This is a genomic window from Rhizobium sp. KDH_Rht_773_N, assembly GCF_052946295.1.
In genome coordinates, this window is the sequence record NZ_CM129525.1 from 1,343,872 (window position 1) to 1,365,549 (window position 21,678).

Sequence of the window (21,678 nt, forward strand, 5' to 3'; positions counted from 1 at the left end):
CAGGGGGCTGAACTTGATTTGACTGCCGGAAAGAGAATAGTTTCCGCAACCCTCTGCGCCTCCAAAGGAGCCTTCCATGAATGCCATCGTCGAACAACTGAAGAGCACCGCGGCTGCCACCAAGGCCACCGATCTGCGTGCCGCCTTCGCAGCCGATCCGCAGCGCTTCTCGCGCTTTTCCGTATCGCTTGACGACCTTTTGATGGATTATTCCAAGACGGCCGTGAACGACGAAATCCTGAAGCTTCTGGTGAAGCTCGCCGAAGAAGGCGGCGTCGAAAAGAAGCGCGAGGAAATGTTCTCCGGCAAGGCGATCAATTTTACCGAAAACCGCGCCGTGCTGCACACGGCGCTGCGCAACCGTTCCAACACGCCTGTGCTGGTCGACGGCAAGGACGTGATGCCTGACGTCAACGCCGTTCTCGCCGCCATGGGCAAGTTTGCCGACGGTGTGCGCTCGGGCGCGCTGAAGGGCGCCACCGGCAAGACGATCACCGATGTCATCAATATCGGCATCGGCGGCTCGGATCTCGGCCCGGTCATGGCGACACTGGCGCTGGCACCTTTCCATGACGGCCCGCGCGCCCATTTCGTCTCCAATATCGACGGCGCCCACATCGCCGATATCCTGAAGCTGGTAAAGCCGGAAACGACGCTCTTCATCGTCGCCTCCAAGACCTTTACCACCGTCGAGACGATGACCAACGCCCAGACGGCGCGCAAGTTCATTGCCGGCGCGCTGGGCGAAGCGGCCGTCCAGCACCACTTCGCCGCCGTTTCGACCGCGCTCGACAAGGTTGCCGCCTTCGGCATCGAAAGCGAACGCGTCTTCGGCTTCTGGGACTGGGTCGGCGGACGCTACTCGATCTGGTCGGCGATCGGCCTGCCGCTGATGATCGCCGTCGGGCCGGAGAATTTCGGCAAGTTCCTCGATGGCGCCCATGCCGTCGACAACCATTTCCGCAAGGCGCCGATCACCGAAAACCTGCCGATGCTGCTCGGCCTCATCGGCTTCTACCACCGCAATGTGCTGGGCTATCCGACGCGCGCCATCCTGCCCTATGACCAGCGCCTGTCGCGCTTCCCGGCCTACCTGCAGCAGCTCGACATGGAATCGAACGGCAAGGGCGTGACGATCGACGGCACGCCGGTCGAGGGCAATTCCGGCCCGGTTGCCTGGGGCGAACCCGGCACCAACGGCCAGCACGCCTTCTACCAGCTGATCCACCAGGGCACGAGCATCATCCCGGCCGAATTCATGATCGCCGCCAACGGTTTCGAGCCGGAGCTGCGTCATCAGCATCAGCTCTTGATGTCGAACGTTCTCGCCCAGTCGGAAGCGCTCATGAAGGGCCGCACCTTCGCCGAAGCCAAGAAGCAGCTGACCGACAAGGGCATGGACGACAAGCAGGCCGATTTCATAGCCCCGCACCGCGTCTTCACCGGCAACCGCCCGTCGATCACCTTCGTCTACGACAAGCTGACACCCTATGCGCTCGGCCGCCTGATCGCGCTTTACGAGCACCGCGTCTTCGTCGAAGGCGTGCTCTTCCGCATCAACTCCTTCGACCAGTGGGGCGTGGAGCTCGGCAAGGAACTGGCAACCGGCCTGCTGCCGGTCGTCGAAGGCAAGGAAAGCGCTGCCGGCCACGATTCCTCGACGCAAGGGCTGGTCGCGGCGCTGGCAAAGCTCGCCAGGTAATTCCGGCGGTCGCGCCGCTGTCGAAGCCCATCCGTCCTGCGGGTGGGCTTTTTTGTTCGACCCTGTCGAATCGCAGCGCATGTCGTCGTCTACAGAGAGAGTGACAGCGGAGGAGCCGATGACTGCCAAGGATGACGAACTGGTGACATTCGAAGCCGAGGGCGCGCTGCCCCTGCCGGCCCCGGACGAGCAGGGCTTCGTCGAGAACGAAGGCGCGCGCATCTGGTATGCGAGCTATGGCGGCGGCCCTGTCGTGATCCTGCTGCATGGCGGGCTCGGTAATAGCGGCAACTGGGGCTATCAGGTTCCCGACCTCATCGAGGCCGGCCACCGGGTCGTTGTCATCGACAGCCGCGGGCACGGGCGCAGCACGCGTGACGCCCGCCCCTACAGCTATCACCTCATGGCTTCCGACGTGGTGGCCGTGATGGATCATGCCGGGATCGGGGAAGCGGCCCTGGTCGGCTGGAGCGACGGCGCCTGCACGTCGCTGGTGCTTGCCGACCAGCAGCCGGAGCGCGTCTGCTGCGTCTTCTTCTTCGCCTGCAACATGGACCCCGGCGGCACCCGGGAATTCAAGGCGACGCCGGTGATCGACCGCTGCTTCAGCCGCCACAGGAAGGATTATCAGGCGCTGTCGGCGACGCCTGACCAGTTCGAGGCCTTCGTCACCGACGTTTCGAAGATGATGGCGACGGAACCGAATTATACGGCCGAGCAGCTGGCCGGCATCAAGGTGCCTGTCACCATCGCGCTTGGCGAGCATGACGAATTCATCTTGCCCGACCATGCCGATTATCTGGCACGGACGATCCCGGAGGCGGAATTCGTGTCCCTGCCGGGTGTCAGCCATTTCGCGCCGCTGCAGCAACCGGACCTCTTCAATCGCGCGGTCCGGGCCTTTCTCAAGCGGATCGAATAGGGCTCAGAGGCCGATCTCTTTCGCCCAGGGCGGGTTGGCGCCGGCGCGGGAGACGGTGACGGCGGCCGCCTTGGCGCCGAGCGCGAGCGCGTTGCGCAGCGCCTGTTCGTCGAGATTGGCGACCTCAGCCTTGGTCAGCAGATTGTCCATCTTCAGCGAGGCCAGCACGCCGGCGTCGAATGTGTCGCCGGCGCCGACCGTATCGACGACGGTGACGCGCTCGCTCGGGACCGTGACCTTGCGCGCGCTGGTGTAGCCGGTCGCACCTTCCGCACCCTTGGTGATGACGACGAGCTTGGCGCCGTGTTTCAGCCAGTGGGCGGCCAGCGCGTCATGATCGCCCTCAAGGCCGAACCATTCGAGATCCTCGTCGGAGAATTTCACGATGTCGGACTTGGCGGCCATGCGCTCGATGCGGGCCATATGCCGGGCCTTGTCCTTGATGAAGCCGGGGCGGATGTTCGGGTCGAGCGAGATGACGCGGCTTGCGGCCTCGCGGTCGAGCAGGGCTTCGTAGGTTTCGCCGCAGGGGCTCGGGATCAGGCTGATGGCGCCGAAATGCAGGGCCTCGCAATCGTCGCCAAGGACGGGAAGGTCATCGGTGGTAATCATGCGGCCGGCGGTGCCTTCGTCGTAGAAAGCATAGGTCGCCTGACCGTTGACCAGCTTAACGAAGGCGATCGTCGAGGGGCGCTGCGTGATGGCGCAGGGGCTGTAATCGACATTGCTCGCCTTCAGCGTATCGAGCAGGATCTCGCCCATCATGTCATCGGCAATGCCGGTGAAGAAGGCCGTCGGGATGCCGAGACGCCCGAGCGCGATCGCGGTGTTGAAGATCGCGCCGCCGGCATAGGGCGCGAAGCCCTTTTCGCCTGATGTCGTCTCCCTCGGCAGCATGTCGATCAGAGCTTCGCCGCAGCACAAAATCATCGAATTCCTCCCAACAGGACTTGCGCGTTCTTCAATCGATTAAGCGAGCTTTTGTCAATTGGCTAGAGCGAAAGCTCACTTACACCACCATTTCGCGCCGACCAGGCGAGCGGCGCATCGAGGAAGGCCTCGACTTCCTGCAGCGTCTTGTCGTCGAACAGCTTCTTCTCCTTGGCGATCGCCAGAACCTCGCGCCAGGTGGCGATATGATGGAACTGGAGCTTGCCATTGGCAAAGCGCTGATGGGCCTCCGGGAAGATGCCGTAGAAGAACAGCGCCATGCCGTGATCGACGATGCCGCCGGCGGCCCGGATGGCATCGATGAAGGTGAACATGCTGCCGCCGGCCGTCGTCAGGTCCTCGATGACCAGCACACGCGCGCCTTCCTTCATGTCGCCTTCGATCTGCGCATTGCGGCCATGGCCCTTCGGCTTCTTGCGGACATAGATCATCGGCAGCCCGAGACGATCGGCAAGCAGAGCGGCAAAGGGAATGCCCGCCGTCTCGCCGCCGGCGATGCAATCGAACTGCTCGAAGCCGGCATCGCGCAGCAGGGTGCTGGCGGCAAAATCCATCACCGCGGAGCGCACGCGCGGGAAGGAGAGCAGCTTGCGGCAGTCGATATAGACCGGGCTCATGATGCCGGAGGCATATTTATAGGGGCTCTCGGCGTTGAAATGCACCGCCTTGATCTCCCAGAGCATCTTTGCCAGCAGCTCTGCCATGACGGCGCGGTCGGGAAACGTGGTCTGGATCATGCGGGCTCTCTCCTTCGGCTGACGTTCCAGCGGCAATAGCAGCAAGAGCGGCCGGTTTCCAGACTGAAGAGTGCCGTCAGCCGAGCAGGCGGCCGATATCGGCAAGCTGCATCCTGCGGAAGAGCGCGATTGCGCGGGCGCCCTCCTCCTCATCCAGCGAAACCGCGTAACGGACGGCGGCCGCCAGAAGCTGCATCGTCAGCCGGGCAATCGCCAGAAGCGCGGCCTCGCCGCGATCCGGCCAGAGCTTTCTTAGCACCGAAAACAGCGCCTGGGCATGGAATTCCATGTCTTCGGCATCGACCTGCTGCAGCAGCTTGTCCGTATGGGTCGCGTGCCAGATATCGCGCATGACGGGCTCGCGGCGGAAGAAGGCGTAATATTCGTCGGCAATGGCACCGAGAGCCGTGCGCAGACTGTCTTCGTCCGTCACCTTGGCCAGCTCGTCGGCCACGCATTGCCGGCCCTGCTCGTTGAAACGTTCGGCGAGCGTGCGGATGATGGAGGCCTTGTCCGGGAAATACTGGTAGAGGGCACCGAAGGAAAGTTCCGCCTTTTCAACGATCTCGCTCATCTTCAGGGCATCGCTGCCGTTCCTTTCGATGAGATCGGCGGCGACCGACAGAATTTTTTCGAAGCGCTCGCGGCCGCGCTGCTGGCTGGGAATGCGGCGCGGCTGGCCGGCCGCCACCTGCCGGCGCCTGTGCCTTGCAACCGTCTCTTGCGCCATCGTCCCGCCCTGCCTCGCCATTGACAGGGAAAATAAGAGAGTTTATCTCATTTTGCAAATGAGAGAATTTCTCTTGTTTTCTCGGGGAGGAGTTTCGACATGCAGTTCGTTCTCGTCATATGCCTCGTTGCCGCGGCCATCGGCAGCGGCCTTGTCGCCGGCATCTTTTTTGCCTTCTCCACCTTCATCATGACCGCCTTTTCGCGCATCCCGGCCGAACAGGGCATTGCGGCGATGAATTCCATCAACGTCACCATCGTGCGCTCGCCCTTCATGCTGCTCTTCGTGCCGGTGGCGATCCTCTGCATGGCGATATCCGTGCTGGCTTTCATGAACTGGCGCGGCGGCGCCTCCGCGACGATGCTGGCCGGCGCGGCGCTCTATCTCGTCGCCTCCTTCCTCTCCACCATCGTCTTCAACGTGCCGATGAACGATGCGCTGGCGAAAGTGGGCGGCAACGGGCCGGAGGCGGTCCAGCTCTGGACGTCCTATCTGCGGGACTGGACATGGTGGAACCATGTGCGCACGATCGCCTCGCTGCTGGCCTCGGTCGCATTCGTGCGGGCGCTGATGCTGGTTTAAAAAGGGCGGAGGGAATGCCTCCGCCCGTCGCTTTTTCACGCAATTCCCGACGCAAAACCGCGTCGGACTTTTGCGGGAATTGCTTCAGCCCTGCTGGCAGAAGGTGATGCGGTTGTTGAACGGGTCGATCACGCCCATTTCGAGGCCCCAGGGCGCCTCTTCGACGCCCGGCTTCATGTATCGGTAGTCCTTCGCGGCGAGTTCGGCCTGATAGGCCCTGACATCCTTCACCCGCACGAAGGCGCGGGCGCCGGGGCTGGCGTCGCCGGAATGTTCGCTGAGATGCAGCTGCATCCTGTCGCGGGAGACCTGGCAATAAAGCGGGAAGTTCTCGCCGAACCGATGTTCCCAATCGAGCGTGAAGCCGAGGAAGCCGCAATAAAATTCCATCGCTTTCTCGACCGAGAAGATGCGGAAGATCGGTACCGGCGGTTCTATGCCGATTGCGGAGCTTGCGCCTTCGGCCTCATCCAGCTTGGCCGAGAGGATATTCCACTGTTCCAGGCCGAATTGCCGGGCGACGATCTCCAGGGTCTGGCTGTGGGTCAGGGAAATATCGCGGTCGGCAAGCGCCTGCCGCAGGGTTTTTGCCATAAGCTTGGCATCGCGAAAATCGCGCATGGTTCATCCTTCCGTTGGCGGCAAACAGGAAGATCAGTGCCCGCGTCTGCTGACCCGTTCGCCATCGATTGCCAGAAGCAAGGATGTGAAACTGGATTTGGATGCATTCACCATCATGCTTGCGCATCGCGGGGCGGCTGGCCGCATCCGGCCGGATACCAGCTTACGAAAGCTCGGCAGGGGGATCAAGAGGCCGAGCGCACGACGCCCGCCGGCACGGAGTGAAGGTGGCTGGCGAGCTCGACGCGGTTGCGGCCGCCGCGTTTGGCGACATAGAGCGCCTTGTCGGCCTCGTTCAGCATGGCATCGAAATCGAGCGGCTTGGAGCGGCCGGGGGCGACGCCGACACTGACGGTGCATTTCAGCACCTCGTCCTCGATATAGATGTCGCGATCCTCGAAGGCCTTGCGGATGCGCTCGGCGGCAAGCTCGGCGCGGCCCGGCATGATTTCCTTCAGCACCAGCGCGAATTCCTCGCCGCCGAGGCGGGCGGCGGTATCGCCGTTGCGGCAATTGGCCGAGAGTTCGCCGGCGAAGACCTTCAGGACATGGTCGCCGGCGGCGTGGCCGTAACGGTCGTTGACGGATTTGAAATGGTCGATGTCGAAGACGATGACGGCGGTGGAGGCGCCCATGGCGCGGGTGCCGTGCCGGTCGAACAGGGCACGGCGGTTGAGAAGCCCGGTCAGCGGATCGGTGATGGCATCGATGCGATGGCGCGCGGCAAGCCGCCACTGATGCAGCGCCAGAGACAGGGCGCCGATACCGGTCATGCCGGCAATGCACATGGCAAGGCTCAGATCCTCCGCCCAGTTCTTGGGCGCGGCACCCAGCACCAGCCTGCCGTCGGAGATCAGCACGGCGGCGCAGAGCACGAAGGAAATCGCCGTCAGCGTGTAGAGCGCGGTGATGCCGGTCAGGGGCGCCGGCGCCTCGGCCCGGCCGAGCCAATATTGCCGTGCGGTGGCAAAGAGCAGGAAGGCGATGGCGAGGTTATCAGCCATGAAGGCCAGGCCATCCAGCCCGACGATCATCGACGGGACGGCCGAGGCCATGGCGAGAAATGCGCGGATGACGATGCCCCAGAGCGGCAGGCGGTTGGTGCGGAACTGGTAGCCCGCGCCCCAGATGGTGGCGAAACCGCCATGCAGCAGCACGAAATTGGCCGCGCCGAGCAGGCGCCCCGGCTGTTCGACATAGAAGACATAGGTGAAGATGCCGCTGACGACGAGAACGAGGCCGACCGTGCAGGTGAGAAGAAACGTCTCTGCCCGCCGGGCGAGCCAGCTCCCCAGGGCCGTTAAGGTAAGGCATGTCGCTGAAACGCCGAGCGCCAGCAACAGGGAATTGTAATCAAGCATCATGCTTCGAAATCTCCGCGGCTTCTGCCGCGCCGGCAACGTTCTGAAATCTATCTTGTCAGTGCTGACGAATGTCTTACGCATTCCGTTAAAAAATCATCGATTGCGCACCCGGACGTTACAAAACCGACATCCGGGCAGCAACTACAAGCAGTATAATCTTCAGATCCGCAACGTCTCTTCCCGATCAGGCATGTCCTCATCGCAAAACCGCTCGGCAGTTTTGCGCGACATGCCTTAGTCCCTGACCTGCCAATGCAGCGGGAACATGGGATCGAAGACCGTGACCGGGCCGGCGCCGGTTTCGATCCTGGCGGGGAAAACGACAGGTGCGTCCTGCCGGTCCAGCGTGATGCGCTCCTCGTTCGGCTGCAGCCCGTACCAGGCCGGGCCGTTCAGGGAGGCGAAGGCTTCCAGCCTGTCGAGCGCGCCGTCCTGCTCGAAGACATGGGCAAGGCAGCTCATCGTATTGATCGAAGTATAAATGCCGGCGCAGCCGCAGGCGCATTCCTTCAGCGGATCGACATGCGGGGCGGAATCCGTGCCGAGGAAGAACCTGGCATCGCCGCTTGTCGCCGCAGCGCGCAGCGCCAGCCGGTGGTTTTCGCGCTTGGCGACCGGCAGGCAATAATAATGCGGGCGGATGCCGCCGACGAGGATGGCGTTGCGGTTGATGATCAGGTGATGGGTGGTGATGGAGCCGGCGAGATTGGACTTGGCCGACCTGATATAGTCGATGCCGTCAGCCGTCGTGACATGTTCCATCGTCACCTTCAGCTCCGGCAGGCGCTTGCGCAAGGGATCGAGCACGGTTTCGATGAAGACGGCCTCGCGGTCGAAAATATCGACATCGGGCGTCGTCACCTCGCCGTGAACGCAGAGCGGCAGGCCGATCCTTGCCATGCGCTCCAGCACCGGCATGGCCTTTTCCATGTCGCGCACGCCGCCGTGGGAATTGGTGGTGGCGCCGGCCGGATAGAGTTTTACCGCGGTGATGAGGCCGCTCCTGCTGCCCTCTTCCACATCGTCGGCGCTCGTATGCTCGGTGAGATAGAGCGTCATCAGCGGCTGGAAGCGGTGGCCCGACGGCAGCGCCTTCAGGATGCGGTCGCGATAGGCGGCCGCGTCCGCCGTCGTGACGACCGGCGGCACGAGGTTCGGCATGATGATGGCGCGTGCGAAGGTGCGGCTCGTATCGCCGATCACGCCTTCCAGCATGGCGCCGTCGCGCAGATGCAGATGCCAGTCGTCGGGACGGCGGATGGTGATCGATTGCATGGGGGCCTCCGAAGCGATGCGGTTGCGCCTCGATAGCACCAAGAGCCGCCCGGAAACAACTGTTCAGGCGAGCGCGATTTCCAAGGTCATGTCGGCGGGGCGGCGGTTTTCGAGGATCAGGCGGCCGTTCGGCAGGTCGTTGCCGTAGACCTTGGCGCTCGCCTCTTCCTCGGTGAGCTTGTAGCCGCGCCAGCGGTCCCAGAGGCGCTCTTCCAGCACCTCCATCGGCGGGGCGAGCATGATCGTGTAATCGAAGATGCCGTCGAGTTCGGCCCATTTGCCCTGGGTGAACAGCAGATAGTTGCCTTCGATGATGATGAAGCGGTCGTTGGGATCGATCGGCCGGGCAGACGCGATGGCCAGCTCGCGCGAGCGGTCGAAGACGGGGACGAGCACTTCCTGATCGGCCGGTCGCACCGCCCTGACGATATCGAGAAAGCCGCGCACGTCGAAGGTTTCCGGAATGCCCTTGCGGGCGAGCAGCCCGCGTTCGATGAGGATCGCGTTGTCCATGTGGAAACCGTCCATGGGCAGCACGGCAGCGCTCTCTCCCTGCGCCTTCAGGGCATTGGCGACGTTTTCGGCCATGGTGGACTTGCCGGCGCCGGGCGGGCCGGCGATCGCGATCAGGAAGCGGCTGGAGTTGCCGGCGCGGTTCAGGACCTCGCCGACAATATCGTCTATCCTTGCATTCATGCAGCAACGGGCTCCGCAGGGGCCGCCTTGGCACCGGTCATGAAGGCGACCGCATCGGACATGGTGTATTCCTTGGGATTGATGACCGTCAAGCGGCGCCCAAGGCGGTGAATGTGGATGCGGTCGGCCACTTCGAAAACATGCGGCATATTGTGCGAGATCAGCACGATCGGAATGCCGCGGGCACGCACGTCGAGGATGAGTTCCAGCACGCGGCGGCTTTCCTTGACGCCAAGGGCCGCCGTCGGCTCGTCGAGGATGATGACCTTGGAACCGAACGCCGCCGCACGCGCGACCGCCACGCCCTGGCGCTGGCCGCCGGACAGCGTTTCCACCGCCTGGTTGATGTTCTGGATGGTCATCAGGCCGAGGTCCGAGAGCTTCTGGCGGGCGATCTTTTCCATGGCGCCATGGTCGAGCTTGCGGAAGAACTTGCCCATGAAGCCCTGTTTGCGGATCTCGCGGCCGAGGAACATGTTGTCGGCGATCGAGAGCGCCGGCGACAGAGCGAGATTCTGGTAGACCGTCTCGATGCCGGCCTTGCGGGCCTCCATCGGCGAGTGGAAGTGGACCGGCTGGCCTTCCAGCCTGATCTCGCCTTCGTCCGGCCGGATGGCGCCCGAGATCGCCTTGATCAGCGAGGACTTGCCGGCGCCGTTGTCGCCGATGACGGCCAGGATCTCGCCGGGATAGAGGTCGAAATCGGCGTGGTCGAGGGCGGTGACGCGGCCGTAACGCTTGACGATACCACGCGCCATGAGAAGAGGTTCGGTAGCCATCAGCCTGCTGCCTTTCTGATCCACTGGTCGATTGCGACGGCGGCGATGATGAGGACGCCGATCAAGAGATAGGTCCACTGCACGTCCGTGCCGAGCAGGCGAAGCCCGAGCGAGAAGACACCGACGATGAGCGCGCCGAACATCATGCCGAGGATGGAGCCGCGGCCGCCGAACAGCGATATGCCGCCGATCACCACCGCGGTGATGGATTCGATATTGGCGAACTGGCCGGCGGTCGGAGAGACCGAACCGATGCGGCCGATCAGCGCCCAGCCTGCCAGAGCGCAGATGAGGCCGGAAAGCACATAGACCGACTTCAGCATGCGCTTGACGTTGACGCCCGAAAGCTCGGCAGCGTCCGGATCGTCGCCGACGGCATAGAGATGGCGACCCCAGGCGGTGTGGTTCAGCACGTACCAGAGCAGCGCGACCAGCAGCACCATGGCGATGACGCCGTAGGTGAAGACCGCGCCGCCGATGCGGAACGTATTGCCGAAGAACTGCAGCAGCGGCGCCGTCGTCTCGATGTCCTGGGCACGGATCGTCTCGTTGGCCGAATAGAGGAAATTGGTTGCCAGAACGATCTGCCACATGCCGAGCGTGACGATGAAGGGCGGCAGCTTCATGCGGGCGATCAGCCAGCCGTTGATATAGCCGCAGAGCGCGCCGACGGCGAAGCCGCAAAGGATGGCAAGCTCCGCCGGAAAGCCGTAACGGAAGACGAACTGGCCCATGACGACCGACGACAGGACCATGATGGCGCCGACCGAAAGGTCGATACCGGCGGTCATGATGACCAGCGTCTGGGCGGCGCCGACGATGCCGGTAATCGCCACCTGCTGCAGAATGAGCGTCAGCGAGAAGGCAGAGAAAAATTTGGTCCCGAGCAGCACGCCGAAGATGATGAGCGAAAGCAGGAGCACGATCAGCGATACGGCCGAGGGGCTCGAATGCAGGAAATGCCGGAAGCGCTGGACGACACTCTTTTCATCCGTATCGAACGAAGCGACTTCCGTGGAACTGTCCTTGAGGACCTTTTCGAATTCTTGATGCGGTGCGGCTGTTGGCTCGCTCATGGAAACTCCTCCGCGTATCCCCACTCCCGATGGGTGCCCGCCTTCTTCGCGGGCGGACAGGATTAAGCTGCACCCAATCGGGCGCAGTGTCAAAGACCGGCAGGGTGGCGAGGACGACATGCGTCCCCGCCCTTGTTGTCAGGAAATGCGGGGCATCAGCCCCAGCACTTGGCGAGACCGTCCTTGGTGTCGATCGACTTCACGCCGGAAACCGGCTTGTCGGTGACGAGGGTGACGCCGGTGTCGAAGAAGTTCTTGCCTTCGGTCGGCTTCGGCTTTTCGCCGCTGTCGGCGAACTTCTTGATCGCTTCGATGCCGAGGGCGGCCATCTGCAGCGGATATTGCTGCGAGGTCGCACCGATGACGCCGTCCGCAACGTTCTTGACGCCCGGGCAACCGCCGTCAACCGATACGATCAGAACGTCCTTCTCGCGGCCGACGGCCTTGAGCGCTTCATAGGCGCCGGCAGCAGCCGGCTCGTTGATGGTGTGGACGACGTTGATGGTCGGGTCCTTCTGGAGAAGGTTTTCCATCGCGGTGCGACCGCCCTCTTCGTTGCCGTTGGTGACGTCATGGCCGACGACGCGCTTGTCGTCTTCGTCACCGATCTTGTTCGGGTCCTTCGGGTCGATGCCGAAGCCCATCATGAAGCCCTGGTCGCGCAGCACGTCGACGGAAGGCTGCGACGGCGTCAGGTCGAGGAAGGCAACCCTGGCGTCTGCCGCCTTGTCGCCGAGCGTTTCCTTGGCCCACTGGCCGATCAGCTTGCCGGCGAGAAGGTTGTCGGTCGCAAAGGTCATGTCGGCTGCGTCGATCGGCTCGAGCGGGGTGTCGAGAGCGATGACGAGCAGGCCGGCATCACGCGCCTTCTTGATGTTCGGGACGATGCCCTTCGTGTCGGAAGCGGCAATCAGGATGCCCTTGGCGCCGTCGGCGATGCAGGTTTCGATTGCGGCAACCTGGCTTTCGCTGTCACCGTCGATCTTGCCGGCATAGGACTTCAGCGTCACGCCGAGTTCCTTGGCCTTGGCGGTCGCGCCTTCCTTCATCTTCACGAAGAAGGGGTTGGTATCGGTCTTGGTGATCAGGCAGGCGGAAACGTCAGCCGCCATCGCCGGAGCGGAAAAGGCGACACCAAGCGCGAGAGCGCCGAAAGCGAGAACTGATTTCTTCATGAACTCCTCCCAGAGATTGGCCGGCCCGCCCCCAGGCGGCACCGGAATTCATGCACGGCGGGACTTCAGGATGTGCGTTCAGCCTCCTCCCGAAGCCGTCCCGTGCCGTTGACGCTGGCAATTAAGAGCGAAAGAAAACGGCTTGTCAATAAATAAATCCAATTGAATTATTAATTCGATATGGCATGCTGAGACAAAATCGGGCATAGGCCGTTGATTGGGAGGAGTGGCCAATGTCGTCCTTGGAAGGTCCGGGTTCAATGCCGGCCCCACCGCCAATTCTGAATCCGTCGGGAGGCGCGAACCAGATCAGGGTGCGCGCCTATAACGAACGGCTCGTGCTGTCGCTGGTACGCCTTTACGGCGCGCTGTCGAAGGCCGATATCGCGCGCCGCAGCGGGCTTTCGGCCCAGACGGTCTCCGTCATCATGCGGGCGCTTGAAAAGGAGGGCCTGCTGTCGCGCGGCGAGCCGATCCGCGGCCGCGTCGGCCAGCCGTCCATTCCGATGCGGCTCAACCCGGATGCCGTCTATTCCTTCGGCGTGAAGATCGGTCGGCGAAGCGCCGACCTCGTGCTGATGGATTTCGTCGGCCGCATCCGGCTGCAGCTGCACCGCACCTACGCCTATCCGCTGCCCCACGAGATCCTGTCCTTCGTGACCGAGGCGATCCGGGAACTGGAGGGAAAACTCGACGAGCGCGAGCGCAGCCGTATTGCCGGCCTCGGCATCGCCGCCCCCTTCGAACTGTGGAACTGGGCCGACGAGGTGGGCGCGCCGGAAGGGGCCATGGAGGTCTGGCGCGATTTCGACCTGCAGGCGGAGATCGCCGCGCAGGTCTCCTACCAGGTCTTCCTGCAGAACGACGCGACCAGCGCCTGCGGGGCGGAACTGGTCTTCGGCATCGGCCCGTCCTATCCGGATTTCGTCTATTTCTTCATCGGCTCCTTCATCGGCGGCGGCATCGTGCTGAATTCGTCGATCTTTTCCGGCAAGACCGGCACGGCCGGCGCAATCGGCCCCCTGCCGGTGCGCGGCAAGAACGGCGAGACGCTGCAGCTTCTGGAGATCGCCTCGATCTTCGTGCTGGAGAACATGCTGCGCGAGCGCGGCATCGACCCGCAGCCGCTGTGGTATTCGGCCGACGACTGGGTCGATTTCGGCGAGCCGATGGAGGCCTGGATCCAGGATACGGCCAGGGCGCTGGCGCAGGCGATCGTGGCGGCCGCCTCGATCATCGACTTCAGCGCCGCCGTGATCGACGGCGGTTTCCCGGACTGGGTGCGCCGGCGCATCGTGCAGGCAACGATCCACGAGGCCGAAAAGCTCGACCTGCAGGGCGTCGTCATGCCCGATATCGTCGAGGGCGCGGTCGGCGCGCAGGCCCGCGCCATCGGCGGCGCCAGCCTGCCGATCTTCGCGCGTTATCTCACCGACCAGAATGTGCTTTTCAAGGAGATCGACAATGCTGAAAGGGCTTGACCCGCTGCTCGGCCCCGAACTGCTGGCAACCTTGCGCGGCATGGGCCATGGCGACGAGATCGCCATCGTCGACGGCAATTATCCGGGCGTCGAACATGCGCGCCGGCTGATCCGGCTCGACGGACACCATCTCATCCCGGTTCTCGATGCCGTGCTCAGCGTGCTGCCGATCGACGACTTCGTGAACGAGGCGATCTTCCGCTCGACCGTGAAGGCAGAGCGCGACCGGCTCGACCCGGTGCACGAGGAAATGATCGCCTGCTGCGCCAGGCACGAGCCGGAGCGGGAGGTCTTCCCGCTTGTCGGGCAGGATTTCTACGGCCGGGTGCGCGCGGCCCATGCGGTCATCCAGACCGGCGAGCCGCGGCTTTACGCCAATATCATCCTGCGCAAGGGCGTGATCTATCCTTCGGCGGCAGACGAGCCCGCCAAGGCCGAAGTCGATCCCTTCGTCTACTAAAGCCCGTCGTCAGATCTCGCCGGCCGACGGCCCCCAGACATCCGTCAGGGCAAAGCCGAGGGGATGCGGATCGAAGGGGTCGAGGGCGACCTGCGACAGGCCGAAGGTGAAGCCGCGGCCCGTGATCGTCGGGATGACGGCGGGCCGGCCGGCCACTTCCGTTACCGCCTGCAGGCCGACCTCGAATTCCGAGCCGATGATCGATTTCGACTTGAAGACATCGCCGACCCTGGCTTTTCCACGGGCATGGAGCGTCGCAAGGTTGGCCGAATTGCCGGTGCCGCAGGGCGAACGGTCGGCGCGGCCGGGCCACATGGTGGTGCAGGTGCGCACGGTGCCGTCTGCCTCGATATCGCGGAACATGACGTAGGCGACCCCCGAGATCGCCGGAATTTCGGGGTGGACGACGGGAATGCCGCGGTTGATGAGTTCCTTCAGCACCATGCCGGCCTGCACGAGGGCTGCGGCATTGGCCTTCTCGATCGTCAGGCCGATCTGGCCGACATCGACCAGCGCGTAGAAGATGCCGCCATAGCAGATGTCGGCCTTGATCTTGCCCCAGTGCGGCGTGTCGATCTCGACGTCCAGCTCGTGGACGAAGGACGGCACCATGGTGAGCCTGACCTTCTCGCAGCGGCCGTCGCGGCAGGTGGCCGTCGCCTTGACGAGGCCGGCGGCCGTTTCCAGCGTGACGACGGTTTCCGGTTCCTTCATCTCGACGATGCCGGATTCCAGCAGGGCGGTCGTCACACAGATCGAGTTGGAGCCGGAGCTTGCATGCGCCTGATCGGGCTGCAGGATGATGAAGGCGGCGTCGGCATCGGGATGTTTCGGCGGCAGGAGCAGGTTGACCGAGCCGATCGGCGCGCCGCGCGGCTCGAGGCAGAGGAAGCGGCGAAGCTCCTGGCCCTTGGGGTCGGTGTTCAGCCAGTGAAGCTGGGCGGCGACCGTCTCGCCGGGGATCTTCGGCACGCCGCCGATCGCCACCTTGCCGATTTCACCCTCGGCATGAACATCCAGAAGCTGGATCGTACGCTTCCATCTCATCTTTCAAACTCCAAAATCGGACGTGACACGCGAAAGGGACAGAGCACCCGGACATCGGCGCCCTAGAATCTGTCGATGCGGAACGGCTTGATATCAACCGGCGTCCTGTCGCCGGCCACCATATGCGCGATCAGCCGCGCTGTCGTTGCCGAATAGGTCAGGCCAAGGTGGCCGTGGCCGGTGGCATAGAAGACGCCGGGCATTTTCGAGGACGGCGAGATGATCGGGATCGTATCGGGCAGCGCCGGGCGATGGCCCATCCATTCGCTGGTGTCCTGAACCTTGAGACCGGGAAGGATGCGCTGGGCATGGCGCACGAGCACGCGCGGGCGGCGGAAATCGGGGGCGGCGGTCAGGCCGGCGAGCTCGACATTGCCGCCAACACGGATGCCGCCCGCCGTCGGCGTGACCATGAAGGCGCGATGCGGCCAGATGACCGAATAACGCATGGAAATGCCGGGCTGCATGATCTGCGTATGATAGCCGCGCTCGGTTTCGAGCGGGATCGGCTCGCCGAGCCTTTCTGCGAGAAAGCGCGTGTGAACGCCGGCGGCGAGGACGATATTGTCCGCCTCGACGCGGCCGCCATTTTCGAGAAGGACCGATGTCTTGCCGTCAGCCTTGCGCTCCACCGTCTTGGCCTGACCGGAAACGAAGGTCGCACCGGCAGCCCTGGCGGCATCGGCAAGTTTGACGACAAGCCTGTAGGGATCGCGGATCGACTTGTTGTCCGGCAGCAGCACCGCCCTGGCGATTTTCGGCGACAGCGTGGGCTCGTAATGCTGGATCGCGCCGTTGCTCAGCACTTCGAATTCCATGCCGTAGCGCCGCATCAGTTCGAGATGGCCGCGATCGGCGTCGAACTCGGCCTCGGTCTCGTAGATCGCCAGGCAGCCCTCTTCGGTCATCATTTCGGGCGCGCCGGCGGCATCGAGCATCGCGCGGAAATCGGCAAGCGCGATTTTGGAAAGGCTCATGCCCGCATCCTCGATTTCCCGCAGGCGCGCGGGGCGGCCGGCGGCGAGGAAACGCAGGAACCAGGGCAGGATCTTCGGCGCGTAGGACGGGCGCAGCCAGACCGGGCCTTCCGGATCGATCAGCCAGCGCGGCAGCTTCTTCCAGGTCGAAGGACCGGAACCGGCCGCGAAATCGAGCGCGATGCTCGCCACATTGCCGTAGGACGTTCCCCTGCCCGGCTCGCCCTTGTCGATCAGCGTTACCTGAAAACCGCGCCGCTGCAGCTCGAAAGCAATCGAAGCACCGACCACACCGGCGCCGACAACGGCCACCGTCCCATTCGTTTCATTCGCCATGTCTTGCCCACCGCACGGCAGAGTCGATCGCCGTTCACGACGTGATATATCACAACGGGACGAATGCCTATGATTTTTTACTGCGTGTCTTGCGGCAATCCGGCGCCGACGCTGTCGCCCATGGAACCGACGGTATTGTTCATCGACTGGCCGAGGCGGCGAACCTGGCTGTCATAGTTGCGGCGGGTGCGGGGATCGAAGACGGCAATCGGCGTGCTGACGGCGAGGCTGACGGCGCTGCCGGCCGTCTGGGCCGCCCCCATGGCGACCGCGCCGACCGCTTCGCCGAGCCCGACTTCGGAATCGGTAATGGTCTGGCCGGCAATCAGCCGGTCGCCGATGAGCTTCACCACTTCGGGGCTTTCGGCAAACTTGCCGTGGTTCAGGCGGTCGCCAGTCTTCAGCTTGGTGAGGTCGAGCACGGTGATGCCGGCGGCTTCCAGCTTGCTGCGATAGGGCTCGGCGGAGGGATCGATCTGGCCGAGGCGATCGACATTGCCGGATATGCGGCGCGAAAGCGCCAGCGCCCGGTCGTCCTGCGAGACGAAGATGGTGAAATGCGGCTTGTCCTTGCCGAGGCTCTGAAACTGGCGGCCGAAGACGTCGACATCGAGATCCGGAGAGGCAAGGATGACATTGTTGATCTTGGAGGCGACGTGGCCATCGCGGATCGCCATCTGGCGCAGGGCCTCGACCGTCAGCCAGGTGCCCATGGAATGGGCCATGACGGTGATATCGCCGACGGCCGGATTGCTGGCCGTGCGCCGCAGAAGCTCTTCCAGCGCGTCGCGCGAATAGTTGGTGCTTTCCTTGTCGTAGTTATAGTCGAAGATGCTGGCGCGCGAGGGCCAGGTGAAGACGACCGGCGCGACATCGGCATGGGAATCATGGACGATCTGCGCAAAACGGTAGACCGCATCCTCGTAGCGATTGTTGAAGCCATGCACGAAGATGAGGACGCGCCGGCTCTTCGGCATATGCGTTTTCAGCCAGGTCTCGCCGGCCTTCTCCCCCTCCAGCGGATCGACCGCGACGGTGACGAAATCCTTGAGGGGATCGGCAGGCAGGCGGCGGGGCCATTGCACCTGCCCGACCTTGCGGTTGGCATCCGGCGGAATGGAGACATCGACGGCATCGACCATCAGGCCGGTGCCGCGCTCGCCGGAGAACAGCACGGCCGGATTTTCGTCAGCGGCGCGGGTGGTCGCCACCAGGAGGTCGACGCGCGACGTCCCCGGCGGAACCGTGCCGGCGGCCTGCATGACGCCGATCGGCCGCCCGCAGGCAGCCAGGCCGACACACAGGACGAGCAGGGTCGCAAGGGCCTTGCGCGAAACGCCGTATCCGCCGCTCATGACATCTCCGCAGGTTCAGGCGCCTCGCGCCAAGCCACCGATATGCGCCAACCACGCCTCTCCAGATAGGACAGGCCTGCGGAACGAGTCAATTTCACGAAGGTTTCAGGAGAAATATGCCCCGGAAAAGAAAAGAGCCCGACGCGGGAGGAGGTGCGTCGGGCTCTTGATCCTGACTGACAACTGGGAGGAGGAGTGTTGTCAGTCCGATGAAAGGGAGCGCTGGGAGGAGGAGTGCGCTGCCTTCGTGATTATTAATAGCCAATTCATTTGATGGAGAATAGCGAAATTACCGCAATGCAGCAATGCATTGGGCGCAATGCTTGCCTCACTGCCGTCACGCACGCGCCTCATTTTGCGGCATCTTTGATCAATTGATCAAATTTATTCCGCAAATTGCCCGCGCATGAAATCGACATAGGCCTGGTCGTCCATGCTGCGGCGCGCCTTCACGAAGCCGCGCGCGTCGTCGCCGACAAGATAACGCAGCTGGTCCCTACCGTCGGTCGCGGCCTCGTGGATCACCCTGGCGACGTCGGAGGATGTCATCATCCTTGCGGCGATCATTGCGCCGAAGGACCGCTGGGCGCGCTGCAGCAACTCGTTGTAATCGGGAAGGCCTGCCGGATCGACCGCAAAGTCGGCGCCGGCGCGCTCCTGGAAACCGGTCTGCGCGACGCCGCCGTGGGGGATCACCGACTTCACGCCGATGCCAAGCGCCAGAAGTTCGTAGGAAAGAGCCTCGGTGAAGCCCTCCAGCGCGAATTTGGAGGCGCAGTAGATCGACAGGGTCGGCAGCGTGAAGAGGCCGGCGCCGGAGCTGACATTGATGACGAGACCGGCCTTGTTTGCCCGGAAATGCGGCAGGATCGCTCGGGTCACGTCCATGACGCCGAAGACGTTGACGTCAAATTGTTGCTGGATCTTTTCGCGTGACGTCGCCTCGAAGATGCCGCTCTGGCCGTAACCGGCATTGTTGACGAGCAGATCGATGCGCCCGAACCTGTCGATGCCGGCCTTGATCGCGCTGTCGATGCTGTCGCGATCCTGGACATCGAGCCTGACGACGAGGAGATCGGCAAGCGCCGTCAGCTCGGTTTCTTTTTCAGGGCTGCGCATGGTGGCGATGACATTCCAGCCATTGGCATGGAAGAGCCTGGACGCCGCCTTGCCGATGCCTGACGACGCGCCGGTGATGAGAACTGTCTTTTTCATGATGTGCCTCGGGTTGATATTGGTCCCGGAGGCTAGATAGTTGCGGACCATTGTCCTTATAATCCGCATATTTGCGGATGACCTGTTGCAGGGTTTGGGACAATGCAGAAAGCCGGCCTGATGGAACTCAACGCTGTGGTCGCGGTTGCGGCGGCCCGGAATTTTCGGGCAGCAGCGAGCGAACTCGGCATATCGACCTCCGCGCTCAGCCATGCGGTGGCAGCGCTGGAGAGCCGGATCGGCGTGCGGCTCTTCAACCGCACCACCCGCAGCGTTTCACTGACCGAGGCGGGTGAACAATTTCTGGGAAGGATCGGCCCCGCGCTGAAAGATATTTCGGCGGCGATGGAGGCGGCAACACAGGCGCGCGCGACACCGGCCGGCACACTGCGCATCAATACGTCGGAGGGCGGCGCGCGGCAGATCCTGATGCCGATCGTGCTGGAATATGTCAGGCGCTTTCCCGACGTGCATGTCGATATCGTCAGCGAGGGACGCATGGTCGATATCGTCGCCGACAGTTTCGATGTCGGCATAAGGCTGATCGAGACCGTGCCGCAGGACATGATCGCCGTGCCGCTCAGGGCCGAAGAACGATTCCTCGTCGTCGGCGCTCCCTCCTATTTCGCAGGGCACGGAAAGCCGCAGACGCCGCACGACCTTCTCCATCACGCCTGCCTGCGGCTGCGGCTGCCGAGCGGTGCGGTCTATCGCTGGGAATTCGAGCGGCATGGGCAGGAAATCCGCCTCGACGTGAAGGGTCCGATGACGCTGCAGAGCATGGACCTGATGCTGGAAGCGGCCGTCGGCGGCGCCGGGCTTGCCTATATGACGCGACAGAACGTGCAGGCGGAGCTCGCCGCCGGCCGCCTCGTCACCGTGCTGGAAGACTGGACGCCGCCCTTTCCGGGGCTTTGTCTTTATTATTCCGGCCACCGGCACGTGCCGCCGACACTGCGCGCCTTTCTGGACCTTGCGCGGGAAATGACGCGAAAGGAAAACGGCCGCAGCTGAGCCGCGGCCGTCTGCCTGTCTCAGGCTCTGGAGATCAGGCGGCCTTGAAGAGCTTCTTGCCTTCGGCATCGAGGGCTTTGAACTCATCGTCCGACAGGGTGATGTTCACGGCCGCGACGTTTTCTTCCAGATGCTTGACCTTGGACGTGCCAGGGATCGGCAGCATGACCGGGCTGCGCTTCAGAACCCAGTCGAGCGCGATCTGGCTGGGCGCCGCGTTATGTTTCTTGGCGATCGTGTCGAGCAGCGAGCCCGGCTTGGCGAGATCGCCGGCGGCCAGCGGATACCAGGGGATGAAGCCGATATTGTGCTTGGCGCAATAGTCGAGCACATCCTCGCTGGTACGGTCGACGAGGTTGTAGCGGTTCTGGACGGTGGCGACCTTGAAGACCTTGGAGGCGGCCTCGATATCGGCGACCGAGACTTCGCTGAGGCCCGCATGGCGGATCAGGCCGGAATCGAGCAGCGACTTGATCGTGTCGAACTGTTCCTTGGCCGGAACCTTCGGGTCGATGCGGTGCAGCTGCCAGAGATCGATCTGTTCGACGCCGAGATTGCGCAGGCTCTTGTGCACCTGCTGGATCAGATATTCCGGACGGCCGAGCGGCAGCCAGATATTCGGGCCGTGGCGCGTGAGGCCGCCCTTGGTGGCGACGACGAGGCCCTTCTTATAGGGATGGAGCGCTTCCTTGATCAGCCATTCGGAAACGTCGGGACCGTAGGAATCGGCCGTATCGATGAAGTTGATGCCGAGTTCCGGGAGGCGCTTCAGCGTTTTGATCGACTCGGCGTGATCGGCCGGATTGCCCCAGATGCCGTCGCCGGTGACGCGCATGGCGCCGAAACCGAGACGGTTGACCTCCATATCGCCACCAATCTTGAAAGTACCGGATTTCGCTGCATTGTAGTCGGTCATCGTCTTTTCCTCTCTTGGTCAATAAAATCACTCAAAATCGGTGGAGCTGGGGACCCGCTCCCGGGCGTCGCATTCGGTCTGCGAAGAGCAGGGCTTCTCGCGAACGAGGCAGACCGGACCACGCCCGGACAGAAGATGGGCAGGCGGGTTGCCGGATGCAATGAGCTCATGCATGGCCGCGGCCGTCTTTTGATGGTGTCGCCGCCCGTCGAGGCGGCATCGGGACTATGGGTGCTGCGGCCCCTGCGCATATAGGGCATCGCCGCC

Annotated in this window: 21 protein-coding genes; 6 read left to right on the forward strand and 15 right to left on the reverse strand. The window is 63.4% G+C overall.

Annotation, left to right across the window (positions count from 1 at the left end):
• Positions 1-76: 76 nt before the first annotated feature.
• A complete protein-coding gene (gene pgi, locus ACU8HS_RS06865; protein WP_447015650.1) occupies positions 77-1,702 on the forward strand; it encodes a glucose-6-phosphate isomerase in 1,626 nt (541 codons plus the stop codon).
• A 118-nt stretch (positions 1,703-1,820) separates the two neighbouring features.
• Positions 1,821-2,624 carry an alpha/beta fold hydrolase gene (locus ACU8HS_RS06870; protein ID WP_113412508.1) on the forward strand — a complete coding sequence of 268 codons (804 nt, stop codon included), beginning with the start codon at positions 1,821-1,823 and terminating at the stop codon, positions 2,622-2,624.
• 3 nt (positions 2,625-2,627) lie between these two features.
• On the opposite strand, the gene ACU8HS_RS06875 is transcribed toward ACU8HS_RS06870, so the two are convergent.
• The 3 genes from ACU8HS_RS06875 to ACU8HS_RS06885 all read right to left on the reverse strand — a co-directional run bounded on the left by ACU8HS_RS06875 (position 2,628) and on the right by ACU8HS_RS06885 (position 5,042).
• Positions 2,628-3,554 carry a carbohydrate kinase family protein gene (locus ACU8HS_RS06875; protein ID WP_112754597.1) on the reverse strand — a complete coding sequence of 309 codons (927 nt, stop codon included), beginning with the start codon at positions 3,552-3,554 and terminating at the stop codon, positions 2,628-2,630.
• A 62-nt stretch (positions 3,555-3,616) separates the two neighbouring features.
• Positions 3,617-4,312, reverse strand: a complete 696-nt coding sequence (locus ACU8HS_RS06880) for an orotate phosphoribosyltransferase (protein WP_112565504.1) — start codon at positions 4,310-4,312, stop codon at positions 3,617-3,619.
• A 76-nt stretch (positions 4,313-4,388) separates the two neighbouring features.
• On the reverse strand, positions 4,389-5,042 hold the full coding sequence (locus ACU8HS_RS06885; protein ID WP_112754220.1) for a TetR/AcrR family transcriptional regulator: 654 nt from the start codon (positions 5,040-5,042) through the stop codon (positions 4,389-4,391).
• Positions 5,043-5,141: 99 nt separating this feature from the next.
• Between ACU8HS_RS06885 and ACU8HS_RS06890 the strand changes: the two genes are divergently transcribed.
• A complete protein-coding gene (locus ACU8HS_RS06890) occupies positions 5,142-5,624 on the forward strand; it encodes an anthrone oxygenase family protein (RefSeq protein WP_112565501.1) in 483 nt (160 codons plus the stop codon).
• Between the two features lie 84 nt (positions 5,625-5,708).
• Here the strand turns inward: ACU8HS_RS06890 and ACU8HS_RS06895 are convergent, their stop codons facing one another.
• The 7 genes from ACU8HS_RS06895 to ACU8HS_RS06925 all read right to left on the reverse strand — a co-directional run bounded on the left by ACU8HS_RS06895 (position 5,709) and on the right by ACU8HS_RS06925 (position 12,610).
• Positions 5,709-6,245 (reverse strand): glyoxalase superfamily protein, encoded by a 537-nt coding sequence (locus ACU8HS_RS06895; protein ID WP_112565497.1) that lies wholly within the window; start codon positions 6,243-6,245, stop codon positions 5,709-5,711.
• Between the two features lie 185 nt (positions 6,246-6,430).
• Complete coding sequence (locus tag ACU8HS_RS06900; protein WP_112753891.1) at positions 6,431-7,609, reverse strand: GGDEF domain-containing protein; 1,179 nt, start codon at positions 7,607-7,609, stop codon at positions 6,431-6,433.
• Positions 7,610-7,843: 234 nt separating this feature from the next.
• Positions 7,844-8,884 (reverse strand): dihydroorotase, encoded by a 1,041-nt coding sequence (gene pyrC / locus ACU8HS_RS06905; protein ID WP_112706406.1) that lies wholly within the window; start codon positions 8,882-8,884, stop codon positions 7,844-7,846.
• Between the two features lie 63 nt (positions 8,885-8,947).
• Complete coding sequence (locus tag ACU8HS_RS06910) at positions 8,948-9,580, reverse strand: nucleoside triphosphate hydrolase (protein WP_112565489.1); 633 nt, start codon at positions 9,578-9,580, stop codon at positions 8,948-8,950.
• Positions 9,577-10,359: an ATP-binding cassette domain-containing protein gene (locus ACU8HS_RS06915; protein WP_112565486.1), complete on the reverse strand. Its 783-nt coding sequence runs from the start codon at positions 10,357-10,359 to the stop codon at positions 9,577-9,579. Before ACU8HS_RS06915 ends, ACU8HS_RS06910 begins: the two co-directional genes overlap by 4 nt.
• A complete protein-coding gene (locus ACU8HS_RS06920) occupies positions 10,359-11,435 on the reverse strand; it encodes an ABC transporter permease (protein ID WP_112565483.1) in 1,077 nt (358 codons plus the stop codon). The genes ACU8HS_RS06915 and ACU8HS_RS06920 overlap by 1 nt, the downstream gene beginning before the upstream one ends.
• A gap of 155 nt (positions 11,436-11,590) precedes the next feature.
• Positions 11,591-12,610, reverse strand: a complete 1,020-nt coding sequence (locus ACU8HS_RS06925; RefSeq protein ID WP_112565480.1) for a sugar ABC transporter substrate-binding protein — start codon at positions 12,608-12,610, stop codon at positions 11,591-11,593.
• 233 nt (positions 12,611-12,843) lie between these two features.
• On the opposite strand from ACU8HS_RS06925, the gene ACU8HS_RS06930 reads away from it, so the two are divergent.
• Both ACU8HS_RS06930 and ACU8HS_RS06935 read left to right on the forward strand, forming a co-directional pair.
• Complete coding sequence (locus tag ACU8HS_RS06930; protein WP_112754595.1) at positions 12,844-14,091, forward strand: ROK family transcriptional regulator; 1,248 nt, start codon at positions 12,844-12,846, stop codon at positions 14,089-14,091.
• Complete coding sequence (locus ACU8HS_RS06935; protein ID WP_112565474.1) at positions 14,075-14,551, forward strand: RbsD/FucU domain-containing protein; 477 nt, start codon at positions 14,075-14,077, stop codon at positions 14,549-14,551. Before ACU8HS_RS06930 ends, ACU8HS_RS06935 begins: the two co-directional genes overlap by 17 nt.
• 9 nt (positions 14,552-14,560) lie before the next feature.
• On the opposite strand, the gene ACU8HS_RS06940 is transcribed toward ACU8HS_RS06935, so the two are convergent.
• From ACU8HS_RS06940 to ACU8HS_RS06955, 4 genes are all read right to left on the reverse strand, one after another.
• Entirely contained in the window at positions 14,561-15,598 is a 1,038-nt protein-coding gene (locus tag ACU8HS_RS06940) for a 4-hydroxyproline epimerase (RefSeq protein WP_112565471.1), read from the reverse strand.
• A 62-nt stretch (positions 15,599-15,660) separates the two neighbouring features.
• The gene (locus tag ACU8HS_RS06945) at positions 15,661-16,911 is read right to left on the reverse strand and encodes an NAD(P)/FAD-dependent oxidoreductase (protein WP_447015651.1); all 1,251 of its coding nucleotides are present in this window, start codon (positions 16,909-16,911) and stop codon (positions 15,661-15,663) included.
• Positions 16,912-16,988: 77 nt separating this feature from the next.
• A complete protein-coding gene (locus ACU8HS_RS06950) occupies positions 16,989-18,266 on the reverse strand; it encodes an alpha/beta hydrolase (protein ID WP_113412509.1) in 1,278 nt (425 codons plus the stop codon).
• A 384-nt stretch (positions 18,267-18,650) separates the two neighbouring features.
• A complete protein-coding gene (locus ACU8HS_RS06955) occupies positions 18,651-19,481 on the reverse strand; it encodes an SDR family oxidoreductase (protein ID WP_113412676.1) in 831 nt (276 codons plus the stop codon).
• A gap of 102 nt (positions 19,482-19,583) precedes the next feature.
• Between ACU8HS_RS06955 and ACU8HS_RS06960 the strand changes: the two genes are divergently transcribed.
• On the forward strand, positions 19,584-20,495 hold the full coding sequence (locus tag ACU8HS_RS06960) for a LysR family transcriptional regulator (RefSeq protein ID WP_447015652.1): 912 nt from the start codon (positions 19,584-19,586) through the stop codon (positions 20,493-20,495).
• 34 nt (positions 20,496-20,529) lie between these two features.
• On the opposite strand, the gene ACU8HS_RS06965 is transcribed toward ACU8HS_RS06960, so the two are convergent.
• Entirely contained in the window at positions 20,530-21,411 is an 882-nt protein-coding gene (locus ACU8HS_RS06965; protein ID WP_112706411.1) for an aldo/keto reductase, read from the reverse strand.
• Between the last annotated feature and the right edge of the window lie 267 nt (positions 21,412-21,678).

What these genes read in the sequence shown, in the direction of transcription:
- ACU8HS_RS06910 (WP_112565489.1), bottom strand. Translation starts at nt 9,580, where the DNA reads ATGAATGCAAGGATAGACGATATTGTCGGCGAGGTCCTGAACCGCGCC.
- ACU8HS_RS06895 (WP_112565497.1), bottom strand. Translation starts at nt 6,245, where the DNA reads ATGCGCGATTTTCGCGATGCCAAGCTTATGGCAAAAACCCTGCGGCAG.
- pyrC (WP_112706406.1), bottom strand. Translation starts at nt 8,884, where the DNA reads ATGCAATCGATCACCATCCGCCGTCCCGACGACTGGCATCTGCATCTG.
- ACU8HS_RS06870 (WP_113412508.1), top strand. Translation starts at nt 1,821, where the DNA reads ATGACTGCCAAGGATGACGAACTGGTGACATTCGAAGCCGAGGGCGCG.
- ACU8HS_RS06945 (WP_447015651.1), bottom strand. Translation starts at nt 16,911, where the DNA reads ATGGCGAATGAAACGAATGGGACGGTGGCCGTTGTCGGCGCCGGTGTG.
- ACU8HS_RS06965 (WP_112706411.1), bottom strand. Translation starts at nt 21,411, where the DNA reads ATGACCGACTACAATGCAGCGAAATCCGGTACTTTCAAGATTGGTGGC.
- ACU8HS_RS06920 (WP_112565483.1), bottom strand. Translation starts at nt 11,435, where the DNA reads ATGAGCGAGCCAACAGCCGCACCGCATCAAGAATTCGAAAAGGTCCTC.
- pgi (WP_447015650.1), top strand. Translation starts at nt 77, where the DNA reads ATGAATGCCATCGTCGAACAACTGAAGAGCACCGCGGCTGCCACCAAG.
- ACU8HS_RS06950 (WP_113412509.1), bottom strand. Translation starts at nt 18,266, where the DNA reads ATGAGCGGCGGATACGGCGTTTCGCGCAAGGCCCTTGCGACCCTGCTC.
- ACU8HS_RS06960 (WP_447015652.1), top strand. Translation starts at nt 19,584, where the DNA reads ATGCAGAAAGCCGGCCTGATGGAACTCAACGCTGTGGTCGCGGTTGCG.
- ACU8HS_RS06875 (WP_112754597.1), bottom strand. Translation starts at nt 3,554, where the DNA reads ATGATTTTGTGCTGCGGCGAAGCTCTGATCGACATGCTGCCGAGGGAG.
- ACU8HS_RS06885 (WP_112754220.1), bottom strand. Translation starts at nt 5,042, where the DNA reads ATGGCGCAAGAGACGGTTGCAAGGCACAGGCGCCGGCAGGTGGCGGCC.
- ACU8HS_RS06915 (WP_112565486.1), bottom strand. Translation starts at nt 10,359, where the DNA reads ATGGCTACCGAACCTCTTCTCATGGCGCGTGGTATCGTCAAGCGTTAC.
- ACU8HS_RS06925 (WP_112565480.1), bottom strand. Translation starts at nt 12,610, where the DNA reads ATGAAGAAATCAGTTCTCGCTTTCGGCGCTCTCGCGCTTGGTGTCGCC.
- ACU8HS_RS06880 (WP_112565504.1), bottom strand. Translation starts at nt 4,312, where the DNA reads ATGATCCAGACCACGTTTCCCGACCGCGCCGTCATGGCAGAGCTGCTG.
- ACU8HS_RS06900 (WP_112753891.1), bottom strand. Translation starts at nt 7,609, where the DNA reads ATGATGCTTGATTACAATTCCCTGTTGCTGGCGCTCGGCGTTTCAGCG.
- ACU8HS_RS06940 (WP_112565471.1), bottom strand. Translation starts at nt 15,598, where the DNA reads ATGAGATGGAAGCGTACGATCCAGCTTCTGGATGTTCATGCCGAGGGT.
- ACU8HS_RS06930 (WP_112754595.1), top strand. Translation starts at nt 12,844, where the DNA reads ATGTCGTCCTTGGAAGGTCCGGGTTCAATGCCGGCCCCACCGCCAATT.
- ACU8HS_RS06955 (WP_113412676.1), bottom strand. Translation starts at nt 19,481, where the DNA reads ATGAAAAAGACAGTTCTCATCACCGGCGCGTCGTCAGGCATCGGCAAG.
- ACU8HS_RS06935 (WP_112565474.1), top strand. Translation starts at nt 14,075, where the DNA reads ATGCTGAAAGGGCTTGACCCGCTGCTCGGCCCCGAACTGCTGGCAACC.
- ACU8HS_RS06890 (WP_112565501.1), top strand. Translation starts at nt 5,142, where the DNA reads ATGCAGTTCGTTCTCGTCATATGCCTCGTTGCCGCGGCCATCGGCAGC.